Annotated in this window: 14 protein-coding genes and 5 pseudogenes; 11 read left to right on the plus strand and 8 right to left on the minus strand. The window is 62.3% G+C overall.

The genetic code is table 11. The features are described 5' to 3' along the window. Positions 1–52 precede the first annotated feature (52 nt). The 3 genes from ATN00_RS23920 to ATN00_RS07405 all read left to right on the plus strand — a co-directional run bounded on the left by ATN00_RS23920 (position 53) and on the right by ATN00_RS07405 (position 2,558). Positions 53–271 carry a DUF6117 family protein gene (locus ATN00_RS23920; RefSeq protein WP_062063584.1) on the plus strand — a complete coding sequence of 73 codons (219 nt, stop codon included), beginning with the start codon at positions 53–55 and terminating at the stop codon, positions 269–271. A 512-nt stretch (positions 272–783) separates the two neighbouring features. After that, positions 784–1,764, plus strand: coding sequence for a DUF2493 domain-containing protein (locus tag ATN00_RS07400; protein WP_062063585.1), 981 nt, complete (start codon positions 784–786; stop codon positions 1,762–1,764). 281 nt (positions 1,765–2,045) lie between these two features. Further along, positions 2,046–2,558, plus strand: a complete 513-nt coding sequence (locus tag ATN00_RS07405; protein WP_062063587.1) for a hypothetical protein — start codon at positions 2,046–2,048, stop codon at positions 2,556–2,558. Positions 2,559–2,573: 15 nt separating this feature from the next. On the opposite strand, the gene ATN00_RS07410 is transcribed toward ATN00_RS07405, so the two are convergent. After that, positions 2,574–2,810: a hypothetical protein gene (locus ATN00_RS07410; RefSeq protein ID WP_062068516.1), complete on the minus strand. Its 237-nt coding sequence runs from the start codon at positions 2,808–2,810 to the stop codon at positions 2,574–2,576. A 198-nt stretch (positions 2,811–3,008) separates the two neighbouring features. Here ATN00_RS07410 and ATN00_RS07415 point away from each other — a divergent pair, with 198 nt between their 5' ends. Together ATN00_RS07415 and ATN00_RS07420 are read left to right on the plus strand one after the other, a co-directional pair. After that, complete coding sequence (locus tag ATN00_RS07415; protein ID WP_062063588.1) at positions 3,009–3,356, plus strand: hypothetical protein; 348 nt, start codon at positions 3,009–3,011, stop codon at positions 3,354–3,356. 480 nt (positions 3,357–3,836) lie between these two features. Continuing rightward, complete coding sequence (locus tag ATN00_RS07420) at positions 3,837–4,301, plus strand: universal stress protein (protein WP_062063590.1); 465 nt, start codon at positions 3,837–3,839, stop codon at positions 4,299–4,301. A 13-nt stretch (positions 4,302–4,314) separates the two neighbouring features. Here ATN00_RS07420 and ATN00_RS23370 read toward each other — a convergent pair. Beyond that, a protein-coding gene (locus ATN00_RS23370; protein WP_156415239.1) for an IS5 family transposase occupies positions 4,315–5,072 on the minus strand; the annotation gives its coding sequence in 2 pieces (ribosomal slippage) (positions 4,315–4,754 and positions 4,754–5,072; 759 coding nt in all). A gap of 154 nt (positions 5,073–5,226) precedes the next feature. On the opposite strand from ATN00_RS23370, the pseudogene ATN00_RS07435 reads away from it, so the two are divergent. Then, positions 5,227–6,984: pseudogene (locus ATN00_RS07435) on the plus strand (copper-transporting P-type ATPase); the annotation flags it as partial. 33 nt (positions 6,985–7,017) lie between these two features. Here the strand turns inward: ATN00_RS07435 and ATN00_RS24355 are convergent. Then, a pseudogene (locus ATN00_RS24355) lies at positions 7,018–8,178 on the minus strand (IS3 family transposase). Positions 8,179–8,231: 53 nt separating this feature from the next. On the opposite strand from ATN00_RS24355, the pseudogene ATN00_RS07450 reads away from it, so the two are divergent. Next, positions 8,232–8,711, plus strand: a pseudogene (locus ATN00_RS07450) (HAD-IC family P-type ATPase); the annotation flags it as partial. Positions 8,712–9,066: 355 nt separating this feature from the next. Here ATN00_RS07450 and ATN00_RS07455 read toward each other — a convergent pair. Continuing rightward, positions 9,067–10,182, minus strand: coding sequence for an IS110 family RNA-guided transposase (locus ATN00_RS07455; protein ID WP_030092861.1), 1,116 nt, complete (start codon positions 10,180–10,182; stop codon positions 9,067–9,069). Positions 10,183–10,585: 403 nt separating this feature from the next. Between ATN00_RS07455 and ATN00_RS07460 the strand changes: the two genes are divergently transcribed. Together ATN00_RS07460 and ATN00_RS07465 are read left to right on the plus strand one after the other, a co-directional pair. Continuing rightward, complete coding sequence (locus ATN00_RS07460) at positions 10,586–13,495, plus strand: Tn3 family transposase (RefSeq protein ID WP_006961814.1); 2,910 nt, start codon at positions 10,586–10,588, stop codon at positions 13,493–13,495. 40 nt (positions 13,496–13,535) lie between these two features. Beyond that, complete coding sequence (locus tag ATN00_RS07465) at positions 13,536–14,504, plus strand: recombinase family protein (RefSeq protein WP_225870698.1); 969 nt, start codon at positions 13,536–13,538, stop codon at positions 14,502–14,504. On the opposite strand, the gene ATN00_RS07470 is transcribed toward ATN00_RS07465, so the two are convergent. From ATN00_RS07470 to ATN00_RS07485, 4 genes and pseudogenes are all read right to left on the minus strand, one after another. After that, positions 14,471–15,112, minus strand: coding sequence for a glutathione S-transferase family protein (locus ATN00_RS07470; protein WP_197413684.1), 642 nt, complete (start codon positions 15,110–15,112; stop codon positions 14,471–14,473). The genes ATN00_RS07465 and ATN00_RS07470 overlap by 34 nt on opposite strands. Before the next feature lie 22 nt (positions 15,113–15,134). Beyond that, on the minus strand, positions 15,135–15,587 hold the full coding sequence (locus ATN00_RS07475) for a MarR family winged helix-turn-helix transcriptional regulator (RefSeq protein WP_062063601.1): 453 nt from the start codon (positions 15,585–15,587) through the stop codon (positions 15,135–15,137). An 11-nt stretch (positions 15,588–15,598) separates the two neighbouring features. After that, positions 15,599–16,024, minus strand: coding sequence for an organic hydroperoxide resistance protein (locus ATN00_RS07480; protein ID WP_062063603.1), 426 nt, complete (start codon positions 16,022–16,024; stop codon positions 15,599–15,601). Positions 16,025–16,116: 92 nt separating this feature from the next. Further along, positions 16,117–16,744: pseudogene (locus tag ATN00_RS07485) on the minus strand (recombinase family protein). Positions 16,745–16,879: 135 nt separating this feature from the next. Between ATN00_RS07485 and ATN00_RS24360 the strand changes: the two are divergent. Together ATN00_RS24360 and ATN00_RS07495 are read left to right on the plus strand one after the other, a co-directional pair. Further along, positions 16,880–19,842, plus strand: a pseudogene (locus tag ATN00_RS24360) (Tn3 family transposase). A gap of 76 nt (positions 19,843–19,918) precedes the next feature. Continuing rightward, positions 19,919–21,034, plus strand: a complete 1,116-nt coding sequence (locus ATN00_RS07495) for an IS110 family RNA-guided transposase (protein WP_030092861.1) — start codon at positions 19,919–19,921, stop codon at positions 21,032–21,034. Positions 21,035–21,255 lie beyond the last annotated feature (221 nt).

The following is a 21,255-nucleotide window of genomic DNA, read 5'->3' on the forward strand; positions in this document are numbered from 1 at the left end:
ATCCTGTCGGGGACGGCGCTTCGCGCTGTCCCCATTTTCATGGGGACGTGTCATGGCGATACCCGATCACCACCGAGCCAATTTTCAAACATTGCTGCATGCCGCCCTGAGCGGCGATCTCTCGTTGATGGAGTGCGCCGATGCGGCTTCGGGTGAACCGCGCTTTGTCGTGTGCGCCGTCGGCCGGAGCCGGGACGAATTTCTTTTCACGCCATTCGGGCACCTGCATGAGGGCGATCCCTTCGCCGCCTATGTCCCGCCGGCAGCCTGAGCCGGGCACGTGTTCTCGAGCAGGCAGGAGATGCGGGCATCGCGAGCAAGCTTGCAATACCCTTCCATTCCCATGATCGTCATGGAGGCGTCGGTTGGCGTCAAGGACGGCGGGGCCCCACCATTTTGCTCCGCAAAATCGTTGCCCCCACCGCCGCTTCGCGGCCGCGTGCCGCGGTCCTTGACCCCGGCCCTCACCGTCCATGGGTTTTGAGGGAGGCGTCCGGAGGCACCCATTTGCGAATCAGGGGCATCGAGCCCCAGATTCGCAAAGCCTCTTCTCTCTCTCAAGAATTCCTATGGTGGCACGGGACCGCGTCGGCCTCAAGGACGACGGGGCCCCACCATTTTTTTTGGCGGGTTGGGCGTTGCGCCTGGCCTGCGATGATGGTGGCCGCCCAAAAAAATCGTGACCCCCATCGCCGGCTGCGCCGGTCGCTCCGCGATCCTTGACCCCGCCGCTCGGAGCCCGTGCCCAAGGGGGAACCTCTTTCGTTTCAACAGGAGGTTCCAATGACGACTATCAACCGCTCCGTCCGCCCGTTCTCCGACATCGCCGAATTCATCGCGCAGGAAACGACGGCCACCACCGACGATTTCCACGCCGCCTTCGCCTCCAATCTCGAGGGTATCCGCATCGGGCGCGGTGAGGAGGAGATGGCGACCGACATGCCTGATCCGAGGGAAGCGCAGCTCGCCGTCGAACTCATCGTCACGACGCTCTTCGACGTGCTGCGGGACACCCGGTTGCAGCCTGCTGCCGAACGCCTCGCATGGGGCATCGTCAACAGTTTCCATCATGTCGCCCAGCAATGGGAGGGTCAGGCCGAAAAGGCGACCCGCGATGTTCAGGACCTGCTGCGGTGCGCCGACGGCAGCGAAATCCACGGCGTCGAACTCGAGCAGGCACGGGACACGCTCGAATTTCTCGACGAAGCGACCGACGCCCTGCGGTGCATGCGCGACCATGCCGCCGACGTCTTCCACACCGAAACCGGACGGCCGTGGTCCGCGCCGAAGGGGTCGCTGGTGTCGAGCAAGCGCACCGCCTCGGTCATAGCCGCCACCGATTTCCTTGCCGCCCGCCGCCAGCGCCGCACCGACGCACACAACCCGCAAGGGCCCATCGTGATCTTCTCAGGGGGAGCCGACACATGGTTCGACGACCGCCTCATCTGGGCGAAACTCGACGAAGCGAAAACCCGCAATCCGACGATGGTGCTGGCGACGACCGCACAGGACAAGGGGTGCGACGCCATGGCCGCAGCGTGGGCAGCCTCCCGCAAGGTGAAGCTCATCACGTTCCGCCTCAGCGCAAAGCTGGGCAAGCGGGCGGGGTTCGTGCGCAACGAGCAGATGGTGGGCCTCCGACCCGTCGAAGCGCTGGTCTGCGAAGGATCGGGACTGCAATCGCACCTCGCGCGCCTCGTGAAGGAGAAGCGTATACCGGCGCGGTTCGTCAGGCTCAGCGATCAGGGATGGGAGGCGCAGTGAGCTTGCCAAGAGGATCGGTCCGGTTCACCGGGCCGGTCCTCATTTCTTTTTTGGAGCGTAGCTCTCGCCCCCGCTCAGGGACCCGCAAGCGGGCCCGTCGCGGGGCCGATGCGGAACCGCCAGGGCGGTCCCGGCCTCCTGCGCGCGGCTTCGCCGTGCTCGTCGCAGGGACACCCTTCGGGTGCGGTTTTGGCGGGGTTGGTTGAGGCGGCAAGGTCCGGTTCCGCCGCATAGAGAAGAGGAGGGCAGGGACGATTGGTTCATTCGAGGAGATTAAAGCCATGTCCGACCACATCCTTCCATCATCCACCAACCCGGCGGTCTTCATTTCAGGATCGCTGTCCATTACCGCGCTTCCCGAACCCGTCATCGAGCGTATCGACGGTATCGTCGAGCGCGCGCTTCCTGTCCTGATCGGGGATGCGCGCGGCGCGGACCGTGCCGTCCAGCGCTTCCTTTCCGATCGAAATATCGATGCCGTCATGGTCTATTGTTCGGGCGATGGACCGCGCAATAACCTTGGCAAATGGCCTACCCGAAACATCCCGTCTTCCGGGGCGAAGGGCACCGCTGCCTATCACGCGCCCAAGGACAAGGCGATGGCGCAAGATGCGTCCTGCGGTCTGGTGATCTGGGACGGTCGCAGTCGGGGAAGTCTCGCCAATATCCTCCGGCTAGCGGCGCGGGGGTGTTTCATTGCGATCTGGCTTGATCCTGAAGGCCGGTTCGTCACGCTGCGATCGGATTCCGACAGGGACAGCTTTCTCGAGGCGCATCCCTGCCGGAACCTGTGACTGCCTGCGGCGCGATCAGGTCGCTGCGGGCAATCCCTTGAGCGCCGTCAGCGCGGCACTGCCACCCACCCGGATCGCCTGTGTCAGAAGCTCCCGGAAATCCTTTTCCGTGAGCTTCTCCACCGGCACCTCCGCTATCATCGCGGCATATTTGCCGCGCAGGACACGGCGCGCGCTTTCCAGTTCATCGTTCATCTTGCGCTGACGCGCTTCCAGATCGGCGAGCCGATCCCTTTCCGTCATCTTCGGCATTTCCATCGTCCTTCCCCGATGGCCTGCCCGTCACCTGCGACTGTGCCACATCGACGGACCAGCGCAAGCGGGGATTGCCGCTTCCTGCGGAACCGGCGGGGCGTCGCGCCTGGCCGCTCCTGTCGATCCTTCACCGACCCATCCCATCTATCGGCCCGCGGTGCCTGTCGCCTGCGGCCCCCATCCAAGGAGGCTTCCATGCTTGCCATCGAACCCGATCTCGATCGTTTCGTCGAAACCCATGAACCCCATTACTTCCATGCACAGGCGAGAGGTTTCGCGCTCATCCGCAAGATCGAGCGACACCTCAAACGGGCCAATTCCTACGCTGGCCAATATTACGGCTACACCGATCACGAGACCGGCGATGTCGTGATCACCGGCGAGTGCGACGAGGAATATGAAGCCGAATGGAACAAGGCTTGCGACCTCGCCCGCATGGCCGCCCGCTCAAATGCGTACTGGATCATTCGGGCGCAGGGCCGGGACGACGAGACGGCGATGCTCATCCATGAAGCGCATATGTTGATCGCCCAGCAAGGCTAATTGCACCTCGGGATCGGGCCTGATGCCCGGTCCTCTTTTTTGTATTTGGGGAGACCCCACCCATGATCGACATTCCAAAAACCATCGTACCGATTCGCTCTGTAGATTTGCAGCAAGAGTGCCCCGCGCCTGCCGGTGCGAGGCTGCGCAGCGCGAGCGCGCTGCGTAAGGCGGGACGCACGGCGCGAGGCCGTTTTGTAATGGACCCTACGCACGGGTGCTGCGGGCGCATTACGGCCTGAAAACAGCAAGATACGGCTGTACTGCGCGTATTCCCACTGAACAAGACGGCTGTAGTACGCGAACCACCACACCCTAATCATTCAGCATATCTTATTGAATCGAAACCGGCAATTTCGTGATACATGTCCCACGCTGCTCCGGATTCCAGATCGGGATAATGCAGGTCACCGGCTCGGTGGATACGGTTGAATCCTGACCGAAATCATGATCTCTTCATCTCGAGTAAGGAAAGTATCCGTGGCTGAGCTGAACCAGGAGTATATCACCGACCTTGGTCGGGCGGTCGTGGCGACGGATTTCTCCGAGGCCTCGCTACAGGCGCTCCGGACCACGTTTGCGCTGTTTCCCGCGCGCGACCTGACTCTGTTACATGCGTATGACGTGCCCTTCTCGGGCATGCTCGATGAAAGGGACTATGTTCGCAACCTGCGCACGATGGAAAAGGACCGTGGCGCGAAATTCCTCAGCGACGAGCGTGTCGATGCAGGCGTGAGGGCCGGCGCCGATGTCGCGATCGAGCATGGTATGCCCGGGCGGCTGCTCGCCGATTATGTCGAGAACGAGCATGCCGACCTCACCGTTATTGGCGGCCACGGCTGCGGCGTGCTGTTCTACGCGCTGATCGGCAGCACCGCCCAGAGTTTGAGCGAAAGCCTGGAGGGTGATCTGCTCGTCGTCCACTATCGGCCAGGCAAGGGTTAGGGGCTGTCTGCATTCATCGTATCCAGATCATGGCGCATGCGAGATGGACGAAGCCCATGAAGGCAGCGGTGGTTTTCTCGCAGCGCAGGGCGATCCTTCGGAAGCGCTTGAGTTTGTTGAAGAAGCATTCGACCTGATGGCGCTCCTTGTAGAGCCTCCAGTCAATGGGCGGCGCGACAGCGCGGCTGGGATTGGCCTTGATTTGAGCGGTTGCGCGGAGGTCACCGGCAATGAAGGCGCGTAGCGGATCGGCATCGTAGGCAGCATCGGCGATGACGTGGCCGACGCCTTCCAGCCCGGACAGAAGCGTCTGAGCCTGCGGGCAATCGCCATATTGCCCTGGTGTTGGACATATCCGAAGCGGCAGACCGATCGCATCGACGGCCGCGTGCAGTTTGGTCGTCAGGCCGCCGCGCGAACGACCGATGGCGGCACTTTGAGCCCCCCTTTTGCGCCGCTCGCATCAGCGTGGACCTTCGAGATCGTGCTGTCGATCATGACATACTCAAAGTCGGGCGTATCGGCCATGGCATGGAAAAGCTCTTCCCACACGCCATTGTGAGACCAGCGGCGAAAGCGCGCATGCACCCCTGTCCACTTCCCGAAAACCTCGGGAAGATCCCGCCAATGCGCTGCGTTCCCTGCCATCCACAAGATCGCATCGACAAACAGCCGGTTATCCACTCCGCTCCGCCCAGGCGTCCCGGCACGACCCGGAAGATACCCCTCAATCCGGCTCCACTGCTCGTCCGTCAGCACTCGTCTGCTCAAAGATCGTCTCCTTCAACGACCTTGAATCAGAAATCTTCTGAAATGCGAATCCTATAAATGCAGACAGAGCCTAGGGCGTTGCGGCTCCTGGACACGCCGGCATGCTCGGCGACTGCCGATATGTGCAGTCCCATGAACGCAAGGCGATGAACCCATGAATCATCCTCCGCATCATGACCGCAACCCCGACTATGCGCACCACGGTGCGGCGCATGGTCGTGGCCTTGCGGCGGGAAATCGGCCTGAAGTGGCACCGGCGCCGGACGGGAGCGTCTACACCTGCCCGATGCATCCCCAGGTTCGGCGAGACGGGCCGGGTGCCTGTCCGATCTGCGGCATGGCGCTCGAGCCGGAACGGGCGGCTGCGCAGGCACTCAATCCCGAACTCCTGAATATGACGCGGCGCTTCTGGATCGCGCTCCTTCTCGCTCTGCCGGTGTTCTTGCTTGAAATGGGAGGACATCTCGTTCCGGCGATCCATCATCTGCTGCCACCTCATATCTCGACCTGGGTACAGTTCGTGCTGGCTACGCCCGTGGTGCTATGGGCCGGTTGGCCATTCTTCGAGCGCGCAGGCCTGTCGCTGTGGACCGGCCATCTCAACATGTTCACCCTCATCGCCATGGGGACCGGGGTCGCCTGGACCTACAGCGTCGTTGCCACACTCGTTCCCGGCCTCTTTCCGGCGGCGTTTCCCGGGGCGGACGGAACGGTCGCGGTCTATTTCGAGGCGGCGGCAGCGATCACGGTGCTTGTTCTCCTGGGACAGGTCCTTGAACTGCGCGCGCGGGAGCAGACCTCCGGCGCCATCAAGGCGCTCCTTGATCTCGCGCCCAAGACCGCGCGGCGCATCGCCCCGGATGGTACCGAAGCGGACGTCGCCGTCGACGATGTCCTTCCAGGAGACCGTCTGCGAGTGCGACCGGGCGAAGCGGTTCCGGTCGACGGAATTGTCGAAGACGGTCGATCCTCGCTCGATGAAGCGATGATAACGGGCGAGTCCATGCCGGTCACGCGCGGTATCGGCGAGCGGGTCATTGGAGGCACGCTCAACCAGAGCGGCGCGCTGGTGATCCGCGCCGAGCGGATCGGAGAGGATACGATGCTCGCGCGCATCGTCCAGATGGTCGCGCACGCGCAGCGATCGCGGGCGCCGATCCAGCGCATGGCCGACATTGTTGCGGGCTGGTTCGTGCCCGGCGTGATCGGTATCGCCGTGCTCGCGTTCGCCGCCTGGATGCTGTTCGGGCCGGAGCCCCGCTTTTCCTACGGTCTCGTTGCGGCGGTGTCGGTGCTGATCATCGCCTGTCCCTGCGCCCTGGGACTGGCGACCCCGATGTCGATCATGGTGGGGGTTGGGAAGGGGGCGGGTCTGGGCGTCCTCATCAAGAATGCCGAAGCGCTCGAGCGCATGGAGAAAATCGACACGCTGGTCGTCGACAAGACCGGCACCCTGACCCAGGGAAAGCCTGCGGTCACGTCCGTGGTAGCCGCGCCAGGATATGCCGAGGACGAAATAGTGCGCCTGTCCGCGGGCATCGAACGCGCTTCGGAGCACCCCCTGGCGCGGGCGATCGTCGCGCAGGCCCAGGTCCGCAGTATGGCTCTGCCGGACGTTTCCGCCTTCGATTCACCAACGGGCAAGGGTGCGCGCGGTGTCGTGGATGGCAAGAAGGTTGCGCTCGGCAATGCGGCGTTCCTCGGCGAGCTGGGCATCGATGTCTCCAGTCTCACGTCCCGGGCGGATGAGATGCGCCGAGACGGTGCTACCGCCATCTATGTGGGGATCGACGATAGGGTGGCCGGCATTTTCGCGATCGCCGATCCGGTCAAGCCGACCACGGCGCAAGCGCTCGAGGCGCTTCGCGGAGAGGGCATTCGAGTCGTGATGTTGACGGGCGACAACAAGACTGACCGGCCCCCACGGAGTGGTCCGGGTGGATTGTTAGTGCATTGACGCCTCCATCGCCAGTGTTGGCCGTAGGTGGAGCGAAGCGGAACCGGAGGGCTACACTGGCGATGGAACGGCTTCCGGCGCCGGTGGTCGATATCCGAGCGAGCTGTGCGGCCGGACGGTGTTATAGTGTCGCCGCCAGGCCTCGATCAGGATCCGGGCCTCGGCGAGCGAGTAGAATGAGCAGTTCATCGCGAAGCGATCCGTTGAAGCTTTCGCAATAGCCATTTTCCCATGGCGATCCGGGCGTGATGTAAAGCGTCTTCACGCCGATCTGGGCGAGCCATTGCTGCACTGCCGTCGCGATAAACTCCGGGCCATTGTCGGACCGTATGTGCGCTGGCGGCCCACGCGTGACGAACAGCTCGGCGAGCGCCGCCAGCACGTCATCGCTCCTGAGCTTGCGTGCCACCGGCAACGCCAGGCACTCCCGGCTCGCCTCGTCGATGATCGACAGGATCCGATATTTGCGCCCATCATGCGTCCGACCTTCGACGAAATCGTAGGACCAGACATGGCCGGGATACTCAGGCCGGAGCCGGATGCAAGATCCGTCGTTCAGCCAGAGCCGCCCGCGCTTCGGTTGTTTCTGCGGCACCTTGAGCCCCTCGCGGCGCCAGATACGCTCGACCCGCTTGCGGTTCACATGCCACCCCGCATCACGCAGCAACGCCGTCACCCGGCGATAGCCATAGCGACCATATTGCCGGGCGAGCGCAATGATATCCTCGGTCAGAGCCGCTTCGTCATCCGCCCCGCGGGGCGCCTTGCGCTGCGTCGATCGATGTTGCCCGAGCACGCGGCAGAGCCGCCGCTCGGACACCGGCATCATCATTCTGATGTGATCGATACAGCGCCTACGGCGCGCGGGGCTCAGAAGTTTCCCCGGGCGGCCTCCTGCAGGATCAACTTGTCGAGCGTCAGGTCCGAAATCGCGCGCCGAAGCCGCGCATTCTCCTTCTCCAGATCCTTCATCCGCCGTGCCTGATCGGTCTTTAGGCCTCCATATTCCTTACGCCACCGATAATAGGTCTGCTCGCTGACCGCGATCCGGCGACACGCCTCCGCAGTCGTGGCGCCCTGCGCCAGCACGACCTCCGCTTCACGCAGCTTGCCGATAATCTCTTCCGGGCGATGCTTCTTGGCCGGCATTCATATTCTCCTTCGTAATCCAAAATATCATCAATTTTGGACCACTCAGAAGGGGGCAGATCAAGACCACGGCCCAAGCCGTAGCCCGCGCGCTCGGCATCGATGAGGTGGAGGCCGATGTCCTGCCCGATCAGAAGAGCGCCATCGTAGCGCGGCTCAACGGGGAATCGCGGGTTGTCGCGATGGCCGGAGACGGTGTCAACGATGCGCCAGCGCTGGTAGCAGCGGATGTTGGCATCGCCATGGGCACCGGCACCGACGTGGCGATCGAGAGCGCTGGCATAACCTTGCTCAAAGGCGATCTCATGGGGATAGTACGGGCGCGACAACTCTCTCAAGCCACCATGCGAAACATCCGCCAGAATCTGCTGTTCGCCTTTGCCTATAATGTGGCCGGTGTGCCGATCGCGGCCGGCGTGCTCTACCCCGTTCTTGGAGTTCTCCTTTCACCGATCGTGGCAGCGGCGGCCATGGCGCTGTCGTCCGTGAGCGTCATCGGCAATGCGCTACGACTTCGCGCTATGCGTTTGTAAAGTCCGTTTAGGGGGCCGGTGAGAGGAAGGACAAAAACGTACGCTCTCATGACTGCCGTCCGAGACGCTGGCCGAGTTTACTCCTTCGCTGGCCGCTAGACCAGCGGTCGCATTGACCTTGGCGGGTGTGCCGCGGGCGCCTGATCGACGACGATTGATCACGCTCTCATCCGCGGGTTGGTTACCGCACTACCCGTATCCGTCGCTGGGCCTATCCTCCGTCTAAGTTCGGGCGTCGGACGAACCTGCCCCACCGTACACCGTGGATTGCCCATCACAGTCGGGTGCCCGCGGCACGCCGGCCAAGGCTATGCAGGTGGTGTGCTGGCGCCTCCTCTCACTGCTGTTTGGAAGATCAAGCGGCGACCGCCGGTGGTACGCGTCGGGCGATGTCCCAAGCATAGCCGACCAGTTCACGCGCAATCGCGGTGGTCACCTTGGGCTGGGGCTTGCCTGCGGCCGCGAGGCGACGGTAGCGCTGGCAGAGACGAACCTGCGCCTTCCATCCAATCGCCTGGATCTCTTCGGGTAAGTCGATGACGCGCTCACGATAGCGGCGTTCCTCGCGAGCGGGCAGTCGATACGACCAGCCAGCCTCGATCAGCATGGTGCGTGCCTGCGCGTTACCCGCGCGCGTGATCCGACCACGCTTGGTCCGGGCACCGCTGGAATGCTCGGACGGCACCAAGCCGACATAGGCCATCAACTGCTTGGGATTGTCGAAGCGGGTCAGATCACCGACCTCGGCGACCAGCGTCGCGGCGCTGACCAGCCTGATGCCGCGCAGGACCTGAAGATTGCGGACCAGCGGCGCGAAACGCCATGCATCCACCGCTTCGCCCAGCGCCGCCTCGAGCCGTCCAACCCGCGCCTGCGCCTCCAGGACCCGCTTCTGCATCTCCTCGAACGCCAGCTGCTGATGGGGGAAGTCGAACCGCTGTTCGGACAACCACCGCCAATACATCTTCGTCCAGGCCGCCTTGCCGCCGAAACGACGATCGTGCCGCAGCAGGAAGCTACGCACGGTCTGTTTGGCCCCGGTGGCATCTTCCTGTGCGCTGCGTCGGGCGCGGATCAGATCACGCACCGCCTCGTGCGCCTCGTCCGGAACCCAGATCGCGGTAAGCTCGCCGGCACGCAACAGTCGGGCCAGGGTCATTGCGTCACGCCGGTCGGTCTTCACATGATCACCTGGCCGTCGTGGCATCATCGAGGGAGCGATGACGATACAAGCCTGCCCCAGTTTCGTCAGCAGCCGGTGCAGGCCATAGCCGCAAGGACCAGCCTCGTAGCAGACGCTCAACCTCACGCCCGGCGCCGTCAGCCGCTTGACCAGCTTTCTGACCGCATCGTCCTCGTTGGCAACCGTACCGACGAAACGCACCTCGCCTCCGCGCTCTTCATCGGCAACTGCGACCGCGATGGTTTCCTTGTGCACGTCCAGACCGACGTATTTTACTGTCTCCGTCATGACTCGCCTCCAGTGCTGACAAATCCATCGTCAGCATCTCAGATTTGAGCCCTCGAGGCTCCGGCAGTCATGGGGTCTAAGCATCGCGCCGTGTTGGTGCGGTGCACACGGTCTGGACCGAGCAGGGTTTGTATGTTCGCTCCACAGCTCACTGCCGGGGATCAACAGAACGCCGGTCGTTGGACAGCGGCACATCTCTAATCCAGCTTAATTTCGAGGCCAGGATCGGCTTTCGCCATTGCGGTTTGAAAAGCAGGGCGGTCTGCCACTCGCCGCAAATAGGCCCAGTCGGCCCGAAGCTGCGATTTTGGTCATCTTGGAGAACACGTCGGGAACGGGCTGGTTGTTGTTGACGATCGCCCATGCGAGGAACGACGTTCCGCTCCGATAAGGGAGCGGCGTTATGAGCCTTGGCGTTTCGAGTGGGGATCTGATCGGCTCCTGGAGCCTGAGTTTTTCGGACATCGCGTTCGTGACCGGCAAAGCGGAGACGGCACGACTGGGATTGGCGGTTCAGCTTAGATTTTTCGCCGGGCATGGCTTCTTTGTGCCGGATCATGCGTCGATACCCTCCGACGGTGTCTTGTATCTGGCGGAGCAACTTGGTCTCGATGCCAAATCCGTGAACCACTATGATTTTTCCGGGCGCACCGCCCGCCGGCATTGCGCGGAGATTTTGCGGCATCTCGGGTTCCGCCGTATGACGCAGACGGATCGCAGGGCGTTGTCGAGGTGGATTTCCGACGATCTTTGTGCGGGCGGGCAGCCGATCAATGCCATGCTCGAGCATGTTTTCCTGTGGTGCCGCGACCGCCGTATCTATGGGCCGTCGCGCAAGGAGCTGGAACGCCTCGTCCGTTCGCAACGACACCTCTATCTGGAGGCCCTGTTGGCCCGAGTCCGCGATCGGCTTGCGCCGGATGCGGTCGCCTTGCTGGAAGCCTCGCTCGCCGATCCCGATGGCCCGACCGGCTTCAACACGATGAAGGGGGATGCAGGTCAGGCGACGCTCGAAAACATTCTTGGCGTGACCGCCAAACTCGCCTTTATCCAACGGCTTGCTCTTCCCCGAGATTTCCTATCGGTCACGGGCAAGGCATGGGTCGATCAGATCGTTCGCCGGGTTGCCGGCGAGAAAGCCTCGGAGATGCGCCGGCATGTACCGGCGCGCCAGCTCGGGCTCTATGCCGTTTATCTGATGGCGCGGGAAGCTCAGCTTACGGATGCGATGGTCGACCTGCTGATCGAGACGGTCCATAAGATCGGATCGCGCTCGAAACGCAAGGTGGTGGGCGATATCGCGAAAGACATCGAGCGGGTCTATGGCAAGGAGCGACTCCTGGTCGAGATTGCCAGCGCTTCGATCGACGATCCATCCGGGCGCATCTGCGATGTCATTTTCCCAATCGCCGGCAAGGACAAACTGGCGGCGATCATCAAGGAAAGCCAGGCAAAGGGCGCCTTGGATCGGCGGATCTACAAGGTGATGCGGAGGTCATGGGCCAATCATTATCGCCGTATGCTGCCAAGCCTGCTTTCGGCACTGGAGTTCCGGTCGAACAACGCCGTGTGGCGTCCGGTGCTGGCGGCCCTGGACTGGATCAGAAGCAAAGTGGATGATGGATGCCGCTACGTGCCGCCGCACGCAGTGCCGGTCGACGAGGTCATTCCGGCGAGATGGCGCAGTTCCGTCATTGATGAAGAGGGGCGCGTAAACCGGATCAGTTATGAGCTTTGTGTCCTCGCGCAACTGCGCGATCGCATCCGTTCTAAGGAAATCTGGGTTGTCGGGGCGGACCGATACCGCAATCCCGATGACGATCTTCCCAAGGACTTCGATGCGCGGCGAGAAGCATATTACACAGGATTGAACCTGACGGCGGATGCGCGTGCATTTTCAAGCGCCATCCGGGAAGAGCTTGCTCAGGAACTGTTGCTCCTCAATGCCAATATTCCCCGGAACGACAAGGTTCGGCTGCTGTGGCGCGGCGAGAACCGTATATCTCTCACCCCGTTCAAACCCTTGCCCGAACCCAGGGGTCTCGCCTCGATCAAGACCGAGATCGGCCAACGCTGGCCGATGACCGGGCTGCTCGACGTACTGAAGGAGGCTGCCCTTGATACGGGACTTCTCGAAGCGTTCGAAACATCGGCCTCGCGTGTTGCACTGCCGAAAACCGCGCTGGATCAACGTCTCCTGCTATGCCTCTACGGCCTGGGAACGAATGCCGGGCTCAAGCGGATCGCCGGCGCCACCCCCGATGTCAGCTATGAAGAGCTGCTGCATGTCCATCGCCGCTTCGTTCATGCCGCGGCGCTCAAGGAGGCGTGTGCCAGGGTTGCGAATGCGACCCTGGCAATCCGCAATGCTGCAGTCTGGGGGGACGCCGGCACGGCCTGTGCGTCAGATTCCACAAAGTTCGGAGCCTGGGATCGCAACCTGATGACGGAATGGCATGCGCGTTATGGTGGACGGGGCGTCATGATCTACTGGCATGTCGAACGACGCGCGACATGCGTCTATTCCCAGCTCAAGCGCTGCTCTTCCTCCGAGGTCGCCTCCATGATCGAGGGCGTGCTGCGCCATTGCACCGACATGGAAATCCAGCGACAATATGTTGATAGTCATGGCCAAAGCGCGGTTGGCTTTGCATTTTGCCGGCTTCTCGGATTTGAGCTTGCACCCCGCCTGAAAGCGATCGCTCGCCAGAAGCTGGCTCTTCCCGATGTCGGCATGCGAACGCGGCTTCCCCACTTGCAGCCGATCCTCTCCAGTCCGATCAACTGGGATGAGATCGAGCAGCAATATGACGAGATGGTCAAATATGCAGCCGCGATGCAGACAAAAACCGCCGACCCGGAGGCGATCCTGCGCCGGTTTAGCCGCTCCGAGGTGATGCACCCGACCTACAAGGCGTTGAGTGAGCTGGGCCGCGCGGTCAAGACGATCTTCCTGTGCCGGTATCTGCGCGAGGAGTCCTTCCGCCGCGAAATTCATGAAGGCCTGAATGTCGTTGAAAACTGGAACAGTGCCAATGGGTTCGTTTTCTTCGGCAAGGGCGGCGAGATCGCCACTAACCGCATCGATGAGCAGCAGCTCTCGGTCCTGGCGCTACATTTGCTGCAAGCGTCGCTTGTCTATGTGAACACCCGAATGCTTCAGAGCGTGCTGGTGGAACCGAAATGGACGGGCCGGATGACGCCGGATGATTATCGCGGCCTCACACCGCTGATTTACAGCCACGTCAATCCTTATGGCCGCTTCGACCTCGATCTGAATAGCCGGATCGATTTTGGGCGGCTTGCTGCCTGACCGGGGCCTTTCCGCTCGCACCATTTGGGTGCACCCGAACGTGACGATCGGAAGTGACATATACGACATGTCACAAAAGGGTGGTTCCGTCACCAATGTTACTGTACGAGGGCAAAGCCACCCTAATGTGACGGATTTGCCCATGACCCGCGTCGGCTACGCCCGCGTCAGCACCATCGACCAGGATCTCGACATCCAGGTTGCCCGGTTGAAGGCAGCGGGCTGTGAAATCCTCCGCTCCGAAACAGGCTCGGGCGCATCGCGCACTGGACGCACGGAGCTTGAGACGATCATGCAGTTCCTGCGCGCCGATGACGAACTCGTCGTCCTGCGTCTCGATCGGCTCGGTCGCTCCACACGCGATGTTCTCAATCTGGTTCATGAACTCGACCAGAAGGGAGCCTCATTGCGGGTGCTTGAGCCGGAGGTGACGACGGCCGGAAGCATGGGGCGGATGGTGATCACCATTCTGGGCATGGTCGCGGACATGGAACTGACGTTCATCAAGGACCGGCAGCGCGCCGGGATCGAGGCGGCGCGCGCCGAAGGCGTCTACAAAGGCCGGAAGAAAAACATCGATGACGATGAAATCCGACGCCGGATCACCGCCGGCGCGAGCAAGGCCAGCGTCGCGCGCGACCTCAAGATCTCAAGAATGACCGTCTATCGGGCGCTTGACGTCATTCCTTCAAGGATCGGGCTGCCGGAAAAGCCGCCTTCTGTCACCATCGCCCTGCATCTGACCATCGAGAACTTCAACAAGCATGGTCGTGGCAGAAAGCCCGCTCGCGAGCGCATTGAGGCGATGCTGGAGCGGGATTACCAGATGCAAAAGACCGGGAACTGCGATTACACGCTGACCGTCGCCTATGATCAGGGTGCCGATGGCGTCAGCCTCGATGATGAGATCGCATCTCTCCAGACAGAGATGTTCAACATCGCAGAGAGCTACAGGTGCTCGATCGAGACCGATGTTTACGAGATTGGAGGACAAGAGCGAGCCTGGTAGATCGCCATGTTCAATCTTTGTTCTTCAACATGGCCAAAATCGCAGCTTCGGGCCGACTGGGCCAAATAGGCGCGCACATTCGGATATGGCGAGAGATCGAGCGAGATGAAGCTGCGCATCGTCGTCAACGGGAACATGATCATGATGTCGGCGACGGTGAACACCTCGCCAGCCAGCCAGTGGTGGTTGTCCGCGAAATGCGTTTCAAGTGCCGTCAGATTGCGGCCCGCTCGATCCCGCATGACCTGGGCCATGCCGCCCTCAGCCATAAGCATCATCATGCACGGCATGAGCGAGCCGTTGGCGAAATGATACCAGTATAGGAACCGCGCGAAATCCAGATGCTCGACGTTCAGGGTCAGCCGCCCCCCGCCATGCCTGGCGACGATATAGTCGATGATGGCGCCGGACTCGGCGAGCGTCACCCCGTCGTCGGTGATGACCGGCGCGGTGCCGGAAGGATGGAGCGCCTTATAGGCAGCCGGTGCGAGCCGCGTCACAGGGTCGCGGTCGTAGCGCACTAGTTCATAGGGAATATCCAGTTCCTCGCACAGCCAGACGATCCGGTCTGATTGTGAGACGCCAAGATGGTGTACGGTCAGCATCATTCTCTCCCGATCGTTCAAGTTCTCAGGGTCGCGCCTGCTGAAGCACCGCGACAAGCGAGCGCACTTGATCGCGCAACTCCGCGATGGCCGCCTCGTCGATCGCCAGTCCAGACGATAATATCGCCGGTACTTTCGTGGCTTCTGCACGCAGGACACGGCCCTTCGCTGTTAGGCCGATCAACATGCGGCGCTCGTCGGCAGCGTCGCGTGTCCGACTGATCAACCGCGCGACTTCCAAACGCTTGAGGAGCGGCGTCAACGTACCGCTGTCCAGGTGGAGCATGTCGCCAAGCGAGCCGACCGTCTGCGGCTCCTGCTTCCAGAGCACCAGCATCACCAGATATTGGGGATAGGTCAGACCTAACTCGCCGAGGATCGGCCGATACAGCCGATTCAACAGATTGGAGGCCGCATAGAGCGGGAAGCAGACCTGCCGGTCGAGGTCGAGCGGATCGTCATCGCCAGGCAGGTCCATCGCTCTTCTCCTCAGTTAACCGACACCGTGATTGCGACGTCGATATTGCCCTTCACCGCGTTCGAGTAGGGGCAGACCGCATGGGCCTTTTCTACGATCTCTTCGGCGGCGGCCTGGTCGAGGCCGGTGATCATGACGTCGAGCGCCACGGTCAGCGCGAAACCGCCCGCACCGTTGGGCTGCATGCCCACATCGGCAACGACGACGATATCGTCGTCCTTCACCTTCTCGGAAGCCGTCCGCGTGACATGAATCACGGCATTCTCGAAGCAGGCGGCGTAGCCGGCGGCGAACAGTTGTTCCGGGTTGGTCGCGCCGCCCTTGCCGCCCAGCGCCTTAGGAAGTGCCAGAGGAAGGTCGAGAAGACCGTCATCACTCTTGACCGTGCCGGCGCGTCCACCAACTGCCGTGACTTTCGTGCTGTAAAGTGCGCTCATTGCTATCTCCATGTTTGATCTATACACAATAATATTGTGCACAATATATTTGTCAACCTCATCAGGGGCAGGGCTCACTATGCTCCTGAACCTCAAGGATTCGCGCGGGTTTTTCGTGTCAGAAGCTTCTGACCCTCAGGCCTGATCTGGCCATCGGGCGTGAGATGCCGATACAGCGTCTGCCTGGTGATAGCGAGTTCAGCACATAGCTCAGCGACTTTGGTTCCGGTTTCCCCATCGCGGCCTGCGCGAGGCGCAGTTTGGCGGGGGTCATCTTGAACGGTCTTCCGCCATGTCGGCGCGCGCACGGGCGGAAGCGAGGCCTGCGCGGGTGCGCTCGACAATCAGTTCGCGCTCGAACTCGGCAAGACCGGCAAAGATCGCGAAGATCAGTCGGCCGTTGGCGGTGGTGGTGTCGATCGATGCGCCTTCACCTGCCAACACTTTAAGGCCAATCTCGCGCTTGGTCAGGTCGCCGACCAGATTGACGAGGTGACGTAGATCGCGCCCGAGCCGGTCGAGCTTCCACACAACGAGTGTGTCACCACGCCGCAGGGCCCTGAGGCAGGCGTCCAGACCAGGGCGTGTATCGCGTCGGCCCGAAGCGGCGTCCTCATAGATATGGTCGGGATTTACGTTGGCCGCGATCAAGGCGTCGCGCTGGAGGTCGTGGACCTGGCTGCCGTCCGCCTTTGACACCCGTGCGTAACCGATCTGGATCACATATACGTCAGGTTGCGTGACACGGCGCTGTTGCCCGTCAAACTCCTCCTGATATGTAACATAAGCCGTCTTCAGTCTATGCTCCGTGAACAGGCGCGATTTCCTGGTTCGTGACCCGCAAACAGGATGCCCATGTCGTCCAAGACCATATTGTCGCCTGCGCAACGCATAGTGATCTTCGATCCCCCGACCGACCGCAAAACGATCGGGCGAATTTACACCCTCGGCCCCGATGACCTGACACAGGTGATGAAACGCCGGGGCCGAGCGAACCGCATCGGCTATGCTGTCCAGATTTGCTATCTGCACCATCCGGGCCGTAGCCTGCTTCCCGGCGAAGTGCCAACGACGGCCATGCTTGCGTTGCTATGCGAACAGAGCAAATGTCATCCCGATGATTTTACGGCCTATGCCGCCCGCGCCACGACACTTCGTGAACATCGTGCGGAAATCGAAGCATGGCTGGACCTGCGCCCCTTCAGCAGGGAGGATCTGCGGACCATGCTGTCGCTGGGGCTGGAGATCGCCGCATCGACCGATTGCGGCGAAACGATCGTTGCCGGCATGGTCGATCGGCTTCGGCTCGACCGGATCGTCCTTCCCGCTGCATCGAAACTCGAACGGCTCGCTCTCATCGCCCGAACCTGAGCGCGCAAAGCCGGCAATATCGGTTATCCGCGACTGCTCGGCCGAACAGGAGGCCGCATTGGAACACCTTGTCGCCTCCGACGATCACGGTCGCACCCCGTTTGGCTGGATACAAGACTGGTCGGAATCTCCCTCGGCATCGAAACTGAAAGCACTTGTCGCCAGGCTCGACACAGTACGGGCTCTCGGGATCACGTCGGACCGCGCCCGCCGCATCCATGCCGCGCGTTATGCCGTGATCGCGCGAACTGCCGGCATCGTCACCGCCCAGCACCTTCGTCGTCTCGAACAGTCTCGCCGCCTTGCGATGCTCACGACATCCGCCATCGAGGTGGAAGCAGCGTTGACCGACGCCGCGCTTGTCATGGTCGAGAAGATGGCGGGATCGCTGTTCCGGCGTGCCGACCGCACTCGATCGGATCGATTGCTGGGGCAGGCACGGTTGCTGAAGGACACCGCGCGCGTCCACGTCCAACTCGGCCGCCTGCTACTCAACGCCTATGCCGATGGGCGCGATGCCTTCGCGGCGATCGAGGATCGTTTGGGGTGGGATGAACTCATGCGCAGCGTCCGCTGCGCCGAAGATCTCACCGGGGCGGGCGACGATGGCCTTGAGGAAGTTGTGGAGCGATACTCTGCTGCCCGCTGGTTCGCGCCAACCTTCCTCGCCGCGTTTGCCTTCCGCGCTTCGCGTGCAGGCGACCCGCTGCTCGCGGCCGTCGAGACGCTGAAGAAAATGTATCGCGATGGCCGTTCGGTGCTGCCGAAGCAGGTTCCGACCAGCTTTATCAAGCCGCGCTGGCGCAAGGTTGTGCAGCCGGAACGCGGAACGATCGACCGGCGGGCTCATGAGATTGCGGTGATCGTCGATCTGCGCGAGCGGATCGGATCAGGCAGCATCTGGGTGGATGCAGCCGCGCCTCGCACGCTCGACGACTATCTTCTGCCCGTGCCAACGTTCGAGACCATGCGTGCGGGAAACACCCTTAATCTGGCTGTGTCGTCCGACTTCGCCGTGTGGATCGAAGAACGGCGAAGGCTGTTGACCAGGCGCATGAATGAGGTCGAACGGGCGGCGGCGGCCGACGCCCTGACCGATGTCACCATCGAGCGCGGGCAACTGCTGATTTCTCCCCTCCGACGCATCGTGCCCGACGATGCCGAGACATTGAAGGCCAGACTCTACGCAATGCTGCCGCGCGTGCGTATCACCGATCTGCTGGTCGAGGTCGCGGCTTGGTCGGGCTTCTCCGATCGCTTCATCCATGCCCGCAGCGGCGCGCCGGCGTCGGATCAATCCGCCCTGATGGCGGCGATCCTGGCCGATGCAACCAACCTCGGGCTGGGCCGCATGGCGGAAAGCTCACGTGGGCTGACCTTGCCGCGCCTGCGCTGGAGGGCGGAATGGCATGTGCGCGACGAAACCTATCTCTCGGCGCTGGCGGCGATCGTCGATTGCCATACCGCGCATCCGCTGGCGAGCGTATGGGGCCCAGGCGATACATCGTCGTCTGACGGGCAGTTCTTCCGGGCAGGCGGGCACGGAGAACTGCGGGCCGATTATAATGCCCGCTACGGTTCGGAAAAGGCGTGCTCTTCTACACCCATGTGACCGACCGCTTCACGCCGTTCCACACCAAGGTCATAGCCGCCAATGCCGGTGAGGCCGCCCATGTTCTCGATGGCTTGCTGGATCATAAAAGCGAGCTGGTGATCCGGGGAGCACGCAACGGACACCGCCGGCGCTGTCGATCATGTGTTTGGTCTATGCCATCTACTCGGCTTCCGCTTCGCCTCGCGCATCCGCGCTCTCAACGAGCGCCGCCTTTATGGTCTCTCACCGCTCGATCCCTGGCCGGTCCTGCGAGGGCTTGTCACCGGCCCTATCAACATTCGCGCCATCGAGGAGAATTGGGACGAGACGCTGCGCCTCGCCGCTTCGATCCGCGCCGGCACCGTCAGCGCCTCGGCAATGTTGCGTAAGCTCTCCGGCTATCCGCCCAAAATCCGGTTGCGCGCGCATTGCGGGAGATCGGGCGCATCGAGCGCACCCTGTTCATGCTCGACTGGTTCGACGATCCAGAACAGCGGCGCCGCACCGGCAGCATTCTCAACAAGGGCGAAGCCCGCAATGCGCTTGCCCGCGCGATTTTCTTCAACCGCCTTGGCGAGCTGCGCGACCGCACCTTCGAGAACCAGCGGCACCGGGCTTCCGGCCTGACGCTGGTCACCGCAGCCGTGGCACTATGGAACACCGTCTATCTCGATCGCGCCGTGCTACATCTGCGTGGCAACGGCGTCGAAGTGCCCGACGAACTGCTCGCCCATGTCGCCCTTTGGGCTGGGAACACATCGGACTTACCGGTGATTATCTCTGGAGAGAAATCGACAAACCCCGTCATCGGTTCAGGCCCTTGCGCATCCAACCGGCATGGCGCGATGCTTAGACCCCATGACTGCCGGAGCCTCGAGGGCTCAAATCTGAGATGCTGACGATGGATTTGTCAGCACTGGAGGCGAGTCATGACGGAGACAGTAAAATACGTCGGTCTGGACGTGCACAAGGAAACCATCGCGGTCGCAGTTGCCGATGAAGAGCGCGGAGGCGAGGTGCGTTTCGTCGGTACGGTTGCCAACGAGGACGATGCGGTCAGAAAGCTGGTCAAGCGGCTGACGGCGCCGGGCGTGAGGTTGAGCGTCTGCTACGAGGCTGGTCCTTGCGGCTATGGCCTGCACCGGCTGCTGACGAAACTGGGGCAGGCTTGTATCGTCATCGCTCCCTCGATGATGCCACGACGGCCAGGTGATCATGTGAAGACCGACCGGCGTGACGCAATGACCCTGGCCCGACTGTTGCGTGCCGGCGAGCTTACCGCGATCTGGGTTCCGGACGAGGCGCACGAGGCGGTGCGTGATCTGATCCGCGCCCGACGCAGCGCACAGGAAGATGCCACCGGGGCCAAACAGACCGTGCGTAGCTTCCTGCTGCGGCACGATCGTCGTTTCGGCGGCAAGGCGGCCTGGACGAAGATGTATTGGCGGTGGTTGTCCGAACAGCGGTTCGACTTCCCCCATCAGCAGCTGGCGTTCGAGGAGATGCAGAAGCGGGTCCTGGAGGCGCAGGCGCGGGTTGGACGGCTCGAGGCGGCGCTGGGCGAAGCGGTGGATGCATGGCGTTTCGCGCCGCTGGTCCGCAATCTTCAGGTCCTGCGCGGCATCAGGCTGGTCAGCGCCGCGACGCTGGTCGCCGAGGTCGGTGATCTGACCCGCTTCGACAATCCCAAGCAGTTGATGGCCTATGTCGGCTTGGTGCCGTCCGAGCATTCCAGCGGTGCCCGGACCAAGCGTGGTCGGATCACGCGCGCGGGTAACGCGCAGGCACGCACCATGCTGATCGAGGCTGGCTGGTCGTATCGACTGCCCGCTCGCGAGGAACGCCGCTATCGTGAGCGCGTCATCGACTTACCCGAAGAGATCCAGGCGATTGGATGGAAGGCGCAGGTTCGTCTCTGCCAGCGCTACCGTCGCCTCGCGGCCGCAGGCAAGCCCCAGCCCAAGGTGACCACCGCGATTGCGCGTGAACTGGTCGGCTATGCTTGGGACATCGCCCGACGCGTACCACCGGCGGTCGCCGCTTGATCTTCCAAACAGCAGTGAGAGGAGGCGCCAGCACACCACCTGCATAGCCTTGGCCGGCGTGCCGCGGGCACCCGACTGTGATGGGCAATCCACGGTGTACGGTGGGGCAGGTTCGTCCGACGCCCGAACTTAGACGGAGGATAGGCCCAGCGACGGATACGGGTAGTGCGGTAACCAACCCGCGGATGAGAGCGTGATCAATCGTCGTCGATCAGGCGCCC

This window comes from Sphingobium baderi, assembly GCF_001456115.1.
GTDB lineage: Bacteria > Pseudomonadota > Alphaproteobacteria > Sphingomonadales > Sphingomonadaceae > Sphingobium > Sphingobium baderi_A.